Annotated in this window: 14 protein-coding genes; 12 read left to right on the forward strand and 2 right to left on the reverse strand. The window is 66.8% G+C overall.

The window, feature by feature from the left end; translation table 11 throughout:
- The first annotated feature begins 38 nt into the window (after window positions 1-38).
- Window positions 39-224: a rubredoxin gene (locus AC1RQK_RS15705; protein WP_043356767.1), complete on the forward strand. Its 186-nt coding sequence runs from the start codon at window positions 39-41 to the stop codon at window positions 222-224.
- An 86-nt stretch (window positions 225-310) separates the two neighbouring features.
- Here AC1RQK_RS15705 and AC1RQK_RS15710 read toward each other — a convergent pair whose 3' ends face one another.
- Together AC1RQK_RS15710 and AC1RQK_RS15715 are read right to left on the reverse strand one after the other, a co-directional pair.
- Entirely contained in the window at window positions 311-469 is a 159-nt protein-coding gene (locus tag AC1RQK_RS15710) for a hypothetical protein (protein WP_170301920.1), read from the reverse strand.
- A 44-nt stretch (window positions 470-513) separates the two neighbouring features.
- Complete coding sequence (locus AC1RQK_RS15715; protein WP_006163669.1) at window positions 514-696, reverse strand: hypothetical protein; 183 nt, start codon at window positions 694-696, stop codon at window positions 514-516.
- A 311-nt stretch (window positions 697-1,007) separates the two neighbouring features.
- Here AC1RQK_RS15715 and AC1RQK_RS15720 point away from each other — a divergent pair, with 311 nt between their 5' ends.
- The 11 genes from AC1RQK_RS15720 to AC1RQK_RS15770 all read left to right on the forward strand — a co-directional run bounded on the left by AC1RQK_RS15720 (window position 1,008) and on the right by AC1RQK_RS15770 (window position 13,189).
- Entirely contained in the window at window positions 1,008-1,784 is a 777-nt protein-coding gene (locus AC1RQK_RS15720; RefSeq protein WP_492809737.1) for a FadR/GntR family transcriptional regulator, read from the forward strand.
- On the forward strand, window positions 1,784-2,812 hold the full coding sequence (locus AC1RQK_RS15725) for an L-idonate 5-dehydrogenase (RefSeq protein ID WP_416053361.1): 1,029 nt from the start codon (window positions 1,784-1,786) through the stop codon (window positions 2,810-2,812). The genes AC1RQK_RS15720 and AC1RQK_RS15725 overlap by 1 nt, the downstream gene beginning before the upstream one ends.
- Window positions 2,813-2,891: 79 nt before the next feature.
- The gene (locus tag AC1RQK_RS15730; protein ID WP_492809739.1) at window positions 2,892-3,893 is read left to right on the forward strand and encodes a sialic acid TRAP transporter substrate-binding protein SiaP; all 1,002 of its coding nucleotides are present in this window, start codon (window positions 2,892-2,894) and stop codon (window positions 3,891-3,893) included.
- Between the two features lie 91 nt (window positions 3,894-3,984).
- A complete protein-coding gene (locus tag AC1RQK_RS15735) occupies window positions 3,985-4,617 on the forward strand; it encodes a TRAP transporter small permease (protein WP_492809741.1) in 633 nt (210 codons plus the stop codon).
- Window positions 4,618-4,679: 62 nt separating this feature from the next.
- On the forward strand, window positions 4,680-6,083 hold the full coding sequence (locus tag AC1RQK_RS15740; protein ID WP_492809743.1) for a TRAP transporter large permease: 1,404 nt from the start codon (window positions 4,680-4,682) through the stop codon (window positions 6,081-6,083).
- A complete protein-coding gene (locus AC1RQK_RS15745) occupies window positions 6,080-7,186 on the forward strand; it encodes a mandelate racemase/muconate lactonizing enzyme family protein (protein ID WP_492809745.1) in 1,107 nt (368 codons plus the stop codon). The genes AC1RQK_RS15740 and AC1RQK_RS15745 overlap by 4 nt, the downstream gene beginning before the upstream one ends.
- 52 nt (window positions 7,187-7,238) lie before the next feature.
- Complete coding sequence (locus AC1RQK_RS15750; RefSeq protein WP_492375899.1) at window positions 7,239-7,994, forward strand: SDR family oxidoreductase; 756 nt, start codon at window positions 7,239-7,241, stop codon at window positions 7,992-7,994.
- A gap of 47 nt (window positions 7,995-8,041) precedes the next feature.
- A complete protein-coding gene (locus AC1RQK_RS15755) occupies window positions 8,042-9,589 on the forward strand; it encodes a UxaA family hydrolase (protein WP_492809747.1) in 1,548 nt (515 codons plus the stop codon).
- Window positions 9,590-9,638: 49 nt separating this feature from the next.
- Window positions 9,639-10,850 carry a D-mannonate dehydratase ManD gene (manD, locus tag AC1RQK_RS15760; RefSeq protein ID WP_492375897.1) on the forward strand — a complete coding sequence of 404 codons (1,212 nt, stop codon included), beginning with the start codon at window positions 9,639-9,641 and terminating at the stop codon, window positions 10,848-10,850.
- Between the two features lie 31 nt (window positions 10,851-10,881).
- The gene (locus AC1RQK_RS15765; protein WP_492809749.1) at window positions 10,882-12,417 is read left to right on the forward strand and encodes a mannitol dehydrogenase family protein; all 1,536 of its coding nucleotides are present in this window, start codon (window positions 10,882-10,884) and stop codon (window positions 12,415-12,417) included.
- Between the two features lie 268 nt (window positions 12,418-12,685).
- The gene (locus AC1RQK_RS15770; RefSeq protein ID WP_459375043.1) at window positions 12,686-13,189 is read left to right on the forward strand and encodes a hypothetical protein; all 504 of its coding nucleotides are present in this window, start codon (window positions 12,686-12,688) and stop codon (window positions 13,187-13,189) included.
- The last annotated feature ends 53 nt before the right edge of the window (window positions 13,190-13,242 follow it).

Consider the following 13,242-nt stretch of genomic DNA (forward strand, 5'->3'; position numbering starts at 1 on the left):
CTGTATCATTTCGCCCGGAATCGATACAGGAGTGCGTTTTGCAGCAGGAAGCCGTTGTTTACAAGACTTGGGTTTGCTTGATTTGCGGATGGGTCTACGACGAAGAGCAGGGCTGGCCGGACGATGGCATCGCCCCGGGCACGCGCTGGGACGACATTCCGGAAGACTGGCGTTGCCCTGAATGCGACGTGGGCAAGGGCGAATTCGCGATGATCGAGATCTGATCGGCCGGGCCGGCAAACGCAGCCAGGCAAACGATCAGCTACCGGGCGCTCCCGGCCCGGATTACGAATACATCACAGAAGGCGGCTTAGTGCCGCTGCATTTGCCGGCAGATGCCGGCGCGCTTGCGCTGCTCGGCGCAGCGCCGATAGCGCATGCGGTAGGGGTGGCTACAGCGCCAGATCGCCGTGGCCACGGTGACCAGCAGGAACGCCGCCATCAAGACAGCCAACAGGCTCAGTGTCATAGCGGCCCCCTTTTTCACAAGCAAGCCGGGAACGCTCGAAGCGTTCAGATAAGCAACGGAAGCGCCTCCAGCAAGGCCACCGCCAGCAGAGCCCCGAAGATCGCACCCGCCGCGCGGCAACTGATGCGCAAGGCCCGGGCTGTGAAGGGGATCCCGCCGAAGGCAATCATGCCAACCAGCGCCATCGGAATCAGGAACACAAGATCATGTGACGTGAAGTGCAGCATTGCCGTCTCCTGTCTCTCTGCTTGTGCTTCCAGTATAGAAAGTGTCGCAGGGAGGCCAAGGACGATGACATTGGGGTTGTCCCGTAAGCTGCATTTTGTCGGGACGCGTGCACAAGCCGCCTCGCTACATCCTTTGCTGCACCCGCCACCCATGCCGTGTTGGCCGCTGGCGCGGACGCCAGGGCAACCACCGGCGCCGGCCTGTTGCAGCGCTGCATAAATTCCCCTTGTAGCGCGCGTAAAAACTTCCTAAAAATTGGTCAGGCCACTTTACCTCCTGGCCCAAATCATTTTCGGGATCGCGCGCCGACATGCCCCTGCAGCAGATCGAACCCCGCCGCCTTTACCGCCAGATTGCCGACCAGTTGCGCCGGTTGATCGAGAACGGGGAGTTTCCCGTGGGCGCGCGCCTGCCGCCGGAGCGAGACCTTGCGGTGCAACTGGGCGTGTCGCGGCCATCGGTGCGCGAAGCACTGATTGCGCTGGAGGTGGAGGGGCTGGTGGAGGTGCGGATGGGCTCGGGCATCTACGCCTGTCCGCCGGAACGTGCGCGCGCTGCCAGCGTGATGGCCGAGCCGCCGCTGGATGTGATCCGCGCGCGACAGACCATCGAGGGCGAGATGGCGGCCAACGCCGCGCGGCATGCCACGCCGGCATTGCTGGACGCGCTGGAAGAATCGATTGCCATCATGCAGGAGGAGGCCGGCGCCGGACAGATTCCGGTCAAAGGCGATCGCCTGTTCCATTTGCGGATTACCGAAGTCTCGGGCAATGCCGTGCTGCAGCGCCTGGTGGCCGAGCTGTTCGACGAGCGTCATAACCCGCTCTTTGCCCGCTTCGGCAGCCACTTCGAGAACGCGTCCAGCTGGCACGCGGCCATTGCCGAGCACCGCGCCGTGGTGGCCGCCATCGCCTCGGGCTCGGCGGATGCCGCGCGCGACGCCATGTGCCTGCACCTGGAAGCCTCGCACAGCCGCTTCTACGCGGCGTGGCCCGCAGGCGCGCCAATCGAGCCCACCGAGCCAACCGAGCCAACCGAGCCAACCCCAACGCGGCGCAAGCCGCGCAAGCTTGCCGAGGAGTCATGATGTCCCTGGTCTGCCACATCCATGCGAGCGAAGACCTGCGTTTCACGCAAGTGGAGCCTGCCGCTCCCGGGCCGTTCGAGGTCGAGGTGCGCCTTGGTGCGGCCGGTATCTGCGGCTCGGACCTGCACTACTACTTCCACGGCAAGGTCGGCGCCTTCGTGATCCGCGAGCCGCTGACGCCGGGCCACGAAGCGGCCGGCATCGTCTCCCGCGTTGGCAGCGCGGTCACGCGCGTCGCGCCGGGCAACAAGGTGGCGATCAATCCCTCGCATGCGTGCGGGCAATGCGACTACTGCCGGGCCGGGCGCGACAACCTTTGCCGGAACATGCGTTTTCTCGGCAGCGCCAGCATCTATCCGCACGTGCAAGGCATGTTCCGCGAGCACTTCCTGATGCACGAGCGCCAGCTGACGCCGGTGGACAGCGATATCTCGCTGGGTGAGCTGGCGTTTGCCGAGCCGCTCTCGGTGGCGCTGCATGGCGTGAACCGCGCCGGCGAGCTGCTGGGCAAGACCGTGCTGGTCACTGGCGGCGGCACCATCGGCAGCCTGGCGGTGATGGCCGCGCGCCTGGCCGGCGCCGCGCATATCATCGCCTGCGATATCGCGGACCGCCCGCTCGAAGTGGCGTTGCGGGTTGGCGCCGACCAGGTGATCCGCACCGACCGGGAGCCACCGCAGGCGCTGCAGGACCTCGCCGATGTCTGCCTGGAAGCTGCCGGCAGCGGCGCGGCGCTGGACACCTGCCTGCTGGCCGCGCGGCGTGGCGCCCGCATCGTTCAGATCGGCACGTTGCCGGCCGAGGGGCTGCACTTTCCGGCCAACAACATCATGGCGCGCGAGCTGGAGTATGTCGGCGCGTTCCGCTTCGGGCGCGAGTTCGACTGGGCCGTGCGCTACCTTACGCAAGGCCGCCTCGACGTGCGCCCGCTGCTGTCGGCGCAGCTGCCGCTGGCGCAGGCCGTGGAGGCATTCGCGCTGGCTGCCGACAAGACGCGCAGCACCAAGGTACAGCTCACCGCCGCATAGATCCATCCACGCAGCACCTGACTGCCGCAAGCGCATCCGCAAGACAGCGCAAGGCCCACCACACCGAAGGAGACGAAGCATGAAGCCATTTTCCCTGCGCCTGCCGTCAACGTTGCTGCCGGCCGCACTTGTGCTGGCAACCTGCGTGGCCAGCCTAGCCTGCGGCAGCGCGCTGGCCCAGACCAAGCTCAAGTGGGCGCACGTGTACGAGACCTCGGAACCGTTTCACAAGTGGTCGGTGTGGGCCGCCGATGAGATCAAGAAGCGCAGCAACGGCAGGTACCAGATCGATGTGTTTCCCGCCTCCCAACTCGGCAAGGAGAACGACATCAACCAGGGCCTGGCGATGGGCTCGGTCGATATCATCATCTCGGGCTCCAGCTTTGCCGCCAAGTCGTTCCCGCGCATCGGCGTGACTTACTACCCTTACACCTTCCGCGACGCCAACCACCTGCTGGCCTATACCAAGAGCGATATCTACAAGGAACTCACGCGCGGCTACGAGGAGAAATCGGGCAACCATATCGTCGCCACGACTTACTACGGGACGCGCCAGTCCACCTCCAACAAGCCCTTCTCGCACTGTGCCGAGATGAAGGGCCTGAAGATGCGCGTGCCCGATGTGCCAGCCTACCTTGCCATGCCACGCGCCTGCGGCGTGAATACCTCGCCGATTGCCTTTGCCGAGGTGTACCTGGCACTGCAGAACGGCACCGTGGAGGCGCAGGAGAACCCGCTGCCCACTATCGAAGCCAAGAAATTCTACGAGGTGCAGAAGTACATCGTGCTCACGGGCCATATCGTCGACCACCTCAACACGGTGATCTCGGGAGGGCTGTGGAAGAGGCTCTCCGAGGCCGACCGCAAGATGTTCAGCGACGTGGCGCAGGAAGCTGCCATGCGCGCCACCGCCGACGTGGTGGCGCGGGAGAAGGAGCTGGTAGCGGTATTCAAGCAAAAGGGCCTGACGGTCACCGACATCAATGTGCCGGAGTACCGCGACGCGGTGCTGAAGAACGTGAGCTTTGAATCGCAGGGTTATCGCAAGGCCGACTGGGACAAGATCCAGGCCGTGCAGTGACCCCGGCGGCAGGCGCGGCGGGCTTGCAGGCGCCCGATGGCAGATCACAGACCACAGATCAGGCAGATCGCAGTCTTTGCGGAGCAACACCATGGAAATGCGTTCCCGACTTGCCGACGACCTGCCCGCGCAGGCCGTTGCCGGCGAGACCTCAGGCGGTGCGCCGCAACTGGCCACCGTCGCGGAGCTGGCGCACAGCTTCGAGGAGGCGAACAACAAGCAGGTGGACCTTGCCGGCTACGCCGCCGAGGACTGGTTCACGCTGGGGCTGTTCTGGCTCATGACCGTGCTGGTCTTCCTGCAGTTCTTCACCCGCTACGTGATGAACGACTCGCTGGCCTGGACCGAGGAGCTGGCCACCTACTGCCTGATCGGCGTGGTGTTCATCGGCGCGGCCATGTGCGTGCGCAAGAGCCGGCATATCCAGGTGGACCTGATCTACCGCTACCTGCCGCATGCGCCGGCACGCGCGCTGTCCACGCTGGTGGACATTGTGCGCACTGCCTTTCTTGGCTATGCCGGCTGGCTGGTCTGGCGCTACATCCTGGTGGTGGGCGACGAGCCGATGACCACCATCGAGTGGAACAAGAGCTGGATCTACTACTTGGTGCTGGCCGGATTCGTCCTGATGTGCCTGCGCTCCTGCCAGGTGAGCTGGCTGAACTGGACGCAGGGTTTTTCCATCCTGGAGCGCCCCGAAGCGTTCGAGGCCAGCGACGACTGACGACGACTGACAACGACAGACAACGACCGACGACCGACGACCAACCCGGAGCGCGCGCCGCCATGTGGATCCTGATTGTTTCCTTCCTGCTGCTGATGCTGGTGGGCCTGCCAGTCGCCATTGCGATGGCGGTGGCTTCGCTGCTGTATATCTGGACCTCCGGCACAGTGCCGGACGTGATCCTGGCGCAGCGCATGATTGCCGGCGTGGAGAGCTTTCCGCTCCTGGCCGTGCCCTTCTTCATCCTCGCCGGCAACCTGATGAACGTGGCCGGTATCACCGGGCGCATCTATAACTTCGCCGTGGCGCTGGTGGGCTGGATGCGCGGCGGGCTGGGCCACGTCAACATCATCGGCTCGGTGATCTTCTCCGGCATGTCGGGCACCGCCATTGCCGATGCGGCGGGCCTGGGCACCATCGAGATCAAGGCCATGCAGGACCACGGCTACGAGACCGAGTTCGCGGTTGGCGTGACGGCGGCCTCGGCCACGCTCGGGCCGATCATCCCGCCGTCGCTGCCGTTCGTGATCTACGGCATGATGGCCAATGTGTCGATCGGCTCGCTGTTCCTGGCCGGCATCGTGCCGGGCCTGGTGCTGACCTTGTTCATGATGGGCACGGTGGCGTGGTTTGCCCACCGCCGCGGCTGGGGCAGCGATACGGCGTTCTCCTGGAAGCTGCTGGGCAACGCCAGCATCGAGATCGCGGTGGTGCTGGCCTTTCCGCTGGCGATCTGGCTGATGACGCGCTTTGGCGTGTCCACCAACGTGGCCGCGCTGATCGCGCTGGTGGTGCTGCTGGCGCTGGACTGCTACTTCGACTTTTCCGCGGTGATGGCGCTGATGGCGCCGGTGATCCTGATTGGCGGCATGACGCTGGGCTGGTTCACGCCCACCGAGGCCGCGGTGGCGGCGGTGATCTGGGCGCTGTTCCTCGGGCTGGTGCGCTACCGCTCCATGACGCTGCGCTCGCTGGCCAAGGCCACGCTCGACACCATCGAGACCACCGCATCGGTGCTGTTCATCGTCACCGCGGCATCGATCTTCGCCTGGCTGCTCACCACTAGCCAGGCCGCGCAGATGCTGTCCGACGCCATCCTTGGCTTCACCCACAACAAATGGGTGTTCCTGCTGCTGGCCAACGTGCTGATCCTGATCGTGGGCTGCTTTATCGACACCACGGCGGCGATCACCATCCTGGTCCCGATCCTGCTGCCCATCGTGCTCAAGCTCGGCATCGACCCGATCCACTTCGGGCTGGTGATGACGCTCAACCTGATGATCGGCCTGCTGCATCCGCCGCTGGGGATGGTGCTGTTCGTGCTGGCGCGGGTGGCCAAGCTGTCGGTGGAGCGCACTACCGTGGCCATCCTGCCGTGGCTGGTGCCGTTGTTCCTGACGCTGATCGCCATCACCTATTTCCCGGCGATCACGCTGTGGCTGCCGAACCTGGTGGGCAGCAAATGAGCGCCACCATCGTCCAGGTCGAACTGCTGCAGGTGGACCTGCCGCCGCGCGTGCCGCGCTCCGATGCCATCCAGTCCTTCGTCACGCAGGAAACGCCCATGGTGCGCATCCGCTGCGATGATGGCGCCGAGGGCACGGGCTACGCCTATACCATCGGCACCGGCGGCTCATCGGTGATGGCGCTGCTGCGCGATCACCTGGCGCCGCGCCTGATCGGGCGCGATCCCACCCAGATCGAGGCGATCTGGCGCGAGCTGCTGTTTGCCACGCACGCCACCTCGGTCGGCGCCATCACCAGCCTGGCGCTGGCCGCCATCGATACCGCGCTGTGGGACTGGCGCTGCCGGCGCGACGGCCAGCCCCTGTGGCTTGCCGCCGGCGGGGCGCAACCGCGCGTGCCGGTCTACACCACCGAAGGCGGCTGGCTGCACCTGGATGCCGATACGCTGGTGAGCGAGGCCGTGGCGGCGCGCGAGGCGGGTTTTCGCGGCGCCAAGCTGAAGGTGGGCCGTGCGCGGGCGAGCGAGGATGTGGCGCGCCTCGCGGCGGTGCGTGCCGCGGTAGGTGACGGCTTCGAGCTGATGGTGGATGCCAACCAGTGCTTCACCGCCGCCGAGGCCATCCGGCGCGCGCCTCGCTACGCCGAGCTGGGCATCGCGTGGTTCGAGGAGCCGCTGCCGGCCGACGATATCGGCGGGCACGTGCGGCTGGCCGCATCCACCTCGGTGCCCATCGCAGTGGGCGAGTCGTTGTACTCGCCTGGCCAGTTTGCCGAGTACGTGCGCCAGGGCGCCTGCGGGATCGTGCAGGCCGATGTGGCGCGCATTGGCGGCATCACGCCCTGGCTTAAGGTGGCGCACCTGGCCGAGGCCCACAACCTGCCGATTTGCCCGCACTTCCTGATGGAGCTGCATGTGTCGCTATGCGCTGCGGTGCCCAACGCGGCCTGGGTGGAGTACATCCCGCAGCTCGACGAGATTGCCGCCAGCAGCGTGCGCATCGAGGCTGGCTACGCCATCGCCCCGGACGCGCCGGGCCTTGGCATCGAATGGGACTGGGCCGCGATCGGGCGCCGCACGGTGGCGCGCACGCTGGTTTCCTGATGATTTCACCGGCTACGCAAACGTGGCCGGGACCGCTCATGGAGAACGACTGATGACGCAACGACTCGCTGGCAAGCTGGCCCTCGTCACCGCGGCCGGGCAGGGCATTGGCCGCGCCACCGCCGAAGCCTATCTGCGTGAAGGCGCGCGCGTGATCGCCGCCGATATCAACGAGCGCCTGCTCGAGGCGCTGGCCGGCCAGCCCGGCTGCACCACGCTGCGGCTGGACGTGACGGACGGCGCCGCGGTGCAGGCCGCGGCGAAGCAGGCTGGCGCGCTCGATATCCTGTTCAACGGCGCGGGCTTCGTGCACCACGGCACCATCCTGGAATGCGACGAAGCGGCTTTCGATTTCTCGATGAACCTGAACGTGCGCGCCATGTACAGCATGATGCGCGCCTTCCTGCCCGCCATGGTGGCGCAGCGCCGCGGCTCGATCGTCAACATGGCGTCGGTGGCGGGCAGCATCAAGGGCGCGCCCAACCGCTTCGTCTACGGCGCCACCAAGGCGGCGGTGATCGGCATGACCAAGTCGGTGGCGGCGGACTACATCGGCCATGGCATCCGCTGCAATGCGATCTGCCCTGGCACGGTGGAGTCGCCCTCGCTGCGCCAGCGCATCGCGGACCAGGCGCGTGATGGCGGCAAGAGCCTGGCCGAGGTGGAAGCCGCCTTTGTCGCCCGCCAGCCAATGGGGCGCATCGGCAGCGCCGCGGAGATCGCCGCGCTGGCGGTGTATCTCGGCTCGGACGAATCGGCATTCACCACCGGCACGGCGCAGGTGATCGACGGTGGCTGGTCCAACTGAGGCGGCACATCCTGCTCGTCCCTCTCAGCCATCCGCCCGGAGCCAGCATGCCAGCCGATAACATCCTCAATGTCATCCGCATACACCCCGCCGACGACATCGTCATCGCCTGCCGCCAATTGGTGCCGGGCACCGTCATCGCCGCCGAGGGCGTGACCGTCGCCAGCCTGGTGCCGCCCGGACACAAGCTGGCGGTGCGCGCCATCGCCGCGGGCGCGCCGGTGCGGCGCTACAACCAGATCATCGGTTTTGCGCGCCAGCCGATCGCGCCGGGCCAGCACGTGCATACGCATAACCTGGCCATGGGCGAGTTCGCACGCGAATACGCTGCCGGCGCCGATGCGCGCGCCACCGAGTACGTTGATGCACCTGCCTGCTTCGACGGCATCAAACGGGCCGACGGCAGCGTGGCCACCCGCAACTACATTGGCATCCTCACCTCGGTGAACTGCTCCGCAACGGTGGCGCGCGCCATTGCCGATCATTTCCGGCGCGAGCTTCGCCCCGAGGCACTGGGCGCGTTTCCCAATGTGGACGGCGTGGTGGCGCTCACGCATGGCGCGGGCTGCGCCACCGATAGCGAGGGCGAGAACCTGCGCGTATTGCGCCGCACGCTGGCGGGCTACGCGCGCCACCCGAACTTTGCCGCGGTGCTGGTGGTGGGGCTGGGCTGCGAGGCCAACCAGATCGATGGCCTACTGGCCGAGGCGCATCTCGCTGGCATGGCCGGCGGCCCGCGCCTGCATGCGTTCAACATCCAGGACAGCGGCGGCACGGCCGGCGCGGTGGCGCGCGGCGTGGCCATCGTGCAGGACCTGCTTGCCGATGCCAATCGCGTGCACCGGCAACCCGTGCCAGCGAGCCACATCACGGTGGGCCTGCAATGCGGCGGCTCGGATGGCTACTCCGGGCTGACTGCCAACCCGGCGCTGGGCGCGGCCGTGGATCTGCTGGTGCGCCACGGCGGCGGCGCCATTTTGTCCGAGACGCCCGAGATCTACGGCGCCGAGCATCTGCTGACGCGCCGCGCGGCGTCGCCAGCGGTGGCCGCGCGCCTGCTGGCGCGGATCCGCTGGTGGGAGGACTACTGCGCGCGCAACCACGGCAGCATGGACAACAATCCCTCGGCTGGCAACAAGGCCGGCGGGCTCACCACCATCCTGGAGAAGTCGCTAGGCGCGGTGGCCAAGAGCGGCACCACCAACCTGGTGGAGGTCTACGAATTCGCGCAGCCGGTGCGCGCGCGCGGCCTAGTCTTCATGGACACGCCTGGCTACGACCCGGTCTCGGCCACCGGCCAGGTGGCGGGCGGCGCCAACCTGATCTGCTTCACCACGGGGCGCGGCTCGGCCTACGGCTGCGCGCCATCGCCCTCGCTCAAGCTGGCGACCAATAACGCGCTGTGGCAAAGGCAGGCCGACGATATCGACATCAACTGCGGCGACATCGTCGATGGCGGCGCCAGCATCGCGCACAAGGGCGAGCAGATTTTCCGGCTGATGCTGGAGACCGCATCGGGGCGAAAGACCAAAAGCGAGCTGCACGGCTACGGGCAGAACGAGTTCGTGCCGTGGTCGCTGGGCGCGGTCATGTAAGCGCGAGCAGGCACCGGGAACCATCGAAGAAAACCACGCAGGAGAGAGCATGAAGATCACCGCCGCGCGCGTCATCGTGTGTTCCCCGGGACGCAACTTCGTGACGCTGAAGATCGAGACCGACGAGGGCCTGAGCGGCATTGGCGATGCCACGCTCAACGGCCGCGAGCTGGCCGTGGCGAGCTACCTGGCGGACCACGTGGCGCCCTGCCTGATCGGGCGCGACCCGCACCAGGTGGAGGACATCTGGCAGTACCTGTATCGCGGCGCGTACTGGCGGCGGGGGCCGGTGACCATGAGCGCGATCGCCGCGGTGGATACCGCGCTGTGGGACATCAAGGCCAAGGCAGCGGGCATGCCGCTCTACCAGTTGCTGGGCGGCAAGAGCCGCACCGGCGTGATGGTGTACGGCCACGCCAATGGCAGCGATATCGAGGCCACGGTGGACGAGGTGCTGCGCTACCAGGAAATGGGCTACCGCGCGGTGCGCGCGCAATCGGGTGTGCCGGGGCTTAACAAGGTGTATGGCGTGTCGTCGGACCGCCTGTTCTACGAGCCGGCCGATGCGTCGCTGCCATCGGAGCACGACTGGAGCACGGAGCGCTACCTGGACCACACGCCGCGCCTGTTCGAGAAGGTACGTGACGCGGCTGGCTGGGACCTGCACCTGCTGCACGACGTGCACCACCGGCTCACGCCGATCGAGGCGGCGCGCCTGGGCAAGTCGCTGGAGCCGTTCCGCCTGTTCTGGATGGAAGACGCCACGCCCGCGGAGCACCAGGAGAGCTTCCGGCTGATCCGCCATCACACCACCACGCCGCTGGCGGTGGGCGAGGTCTTCAACACCATCTGGGATTGCAAGACGCTGATCCAGGAACAGTTGATCGACTACATCCGCGCCACCGTGGTCCATGCGGGTGGCATTACGCACCTGCGCCGCATCGCTGATTTCGCCGCCATGCACCAGGTCCGCACCGGCTCGCATGGCGCGACCGACCTCTCGCCGGTGTGCATGGGCGCCGCGCTGCATTTTGATCTGTGGGTGCCTAACTTCGGCATCCAGGAATACATGCGCCACAGCGAGGAGACCGATGCGGTGTTCCCGCACGCCTACACCTTTGCCAACGGCATGCTGTATCCGGGCGATGCGCCGGGACATGGCGTGGATATCGACGAGACGCTGGCGGCCAGGTATCCCTATCAACGCGCCTACCTGCCGGTGAATCGCCTTGCCCACGATGGCACGCTCTGGCACTGGTAGTTCTAATGCCAGGCAAACACAGGCACGCACGATGACGACGCCAAGACTGCATCCCGACACGCTCGCGCAACTTCCGCAGGACGTACTGCGCCCGCGCTATCCGCGCGAACGCCTGCGCGGCGGCATCGTCCACCTGGGCATCGGTGCCTTTCACCGCGCGCACCAGGCGGCGGTGACGGAAGCCGCGCTGCACGCGGATGCCGCCGACGCGCACTCGTTAGACTGGGGCATCGTCGGCGTCTCGCTGCGCCGGCCTGACACGCGCGACGCGCTGGCGCCACAGCAAGGCCTGTACACGCTGGCGCTGCGCGGGGTGCGCGACGACGGCAGCCGCTTCGCGCAGTTGCAGGTGATCGGCGCGGTGATTGCGGTGCTGGTGGCCGCCGATGATCCCGATGCCGTGCTGGAGCGCATCGCGCATGCGGACGCGCGCATCGTCAGCCTGACGGTGACGGAGAAGGGGTACTGCCATGACCCCGCCACCGGCACATTGAACTTCAGCGACCCGGGCGTCGTGCATGACCTGCTGCATGCCAGCGCCCCGGTTACCGCCATCGGCTATCTGGCGCGCGGCCTGCAACGGCGCATGGCACGCGGCCTGCCGCCGCTGACCTTGCTCAGCTGTGACAACATCGCCGCCAACGGCGACACGCTGCGCGCCTTGCTGCTGGCCTTCTGCGCGCGCGTGGATGGCGCGCTGCACGATTGGGTGGCCGAACGCTGCGGCTTTCCCAATGCCATGGTCGACCGCATCGTGCCCAAGACCACCGTGGACGATGCCGCGCGCATCAGCGCCGCGCTTGGCGTGGAGGACGCATGGCCCGTGGTGGGCGAGCCCTTCCTGCAGTGGGTGATGGAGGACCGCTTCGTGGCCGGCCGGCCACGCTGGGAGGCGGGCGGCGCGCAGTTCGTCGAACACGCGCACCCGTTCGAGACGCTCAAGCATCGCCTGGTCAACGGCAGCCATTCGACCATGGCCTACCTGGGCATGGTGGCCGGGTGGGCCACCACCGACCGCGCCATCGCCGTGCCGGCTGTGCGCGCGCTGGTGGCCGGCATGATGGAGCAGGAAATGCTGCCAACCTTGCCTGCGCTGCCGGGGCTGGACACCGTGGCCTATCGGCGCGACCTGCTGGCGCGCTTTGCCAATCCCGCGCTGCAGCATAAGACCAGCCAGATCGCCATGGACGGCTCGCAGAAGATCCCGCAGCGCCTGCTGGCGCCGATCCGCGAGCGCTTGCGCGCCGGTGCCCCGTTTCCGCGCCTGGCGCTGGGCGTGGCCGGCTGGCTGCATTTCCTGCGCGGCCGGGACGAGCACGGCGCCGAGTACCGTATCGAAGACCCGCTGGCATCTTCGCTGCATGCCTTGCTGGCCGAGGCCGATGCCCGGCATGCGCGGGAAGCGGATCGCATCGCGGCCATCGCGTCGTTCACGCCGGTGTTCGGGGATCTGGCCGCTTCGCGCGTGTTCGTCGAAACGCTTGCCACGCATACGCGCATGCTGCGCGAGCACGGCGTGCTGGCGACACTCGCGGCGGTCGCCGGCACCCAGGCCAGCGCCGCCTGAACGGATCGCTGCCCGCCAAGTACCGATCCTGTCACCCGCGCGTGGCACGTTGCGGCGCCAACGTGGCGCCGGCCCACCTCCAGCACTTATTTGCGCGTGTGCGGTCAAACGATCAGGCCGGCGTGTCCTATGCTGTGCAGATACGCAGGCCTGATCGGCAGTCGAGTCGCAACTTGCGTATAAGAAGCGCAACAGCAGAGCAACAGCAGAGCAACCGCAGCGCAACTGCAGCAAAAGCGGCGGTGAAACAGCATATCTGGAGGTGGCTATGGAACTTCACATGCAATCGCACCACTACGTGCGCCGCATGCCAGACTGGACCGCGGCAGCGGTGTCGGGGCTGGCGGCCGGGGCGCTGTTGATGGTGATCGAGCTGTTCTGGTCGACGATGGTGGCGGGCATCAACCCGTGGGGCACGACGCGGATGATCGCGGCGATCCTGATGGGGCAGGACGTGCTCCAGACTTCGTTGTTCAGCGTGGGTACCGTGGCCGCGGCGCTGATGATCCATTTTGTGCTCGGCGCGGTGCTGGGCATGATCCTGGGGGCCATCATCGCGCCATTTCACCTGGATTCGAGCACGGGCCTGGCATTGCTTACCGGCGCGGTATTCGGCATTGCCGTGTACCTGCTCAACTTCTACGGCATGACGCACTTCTTCACCTGGTTCGCCGATGCGCGTGGCTGGCATACGCTGGTTGGCCACATGATCTTCGGCATGACCGCGGCCATTGCCTACTGGAAGCTCGAAAGCAAGGATGTATCTCACTGAGCACGCAAACCGGAGGAAATACCAGCCAACCCATCAGCGCGTGCCGCAGCGCA

The sequence above is a fragment of the Cupriavidus sp. GW822-FHT02D05 genome, from assembly GCF_058802485.1.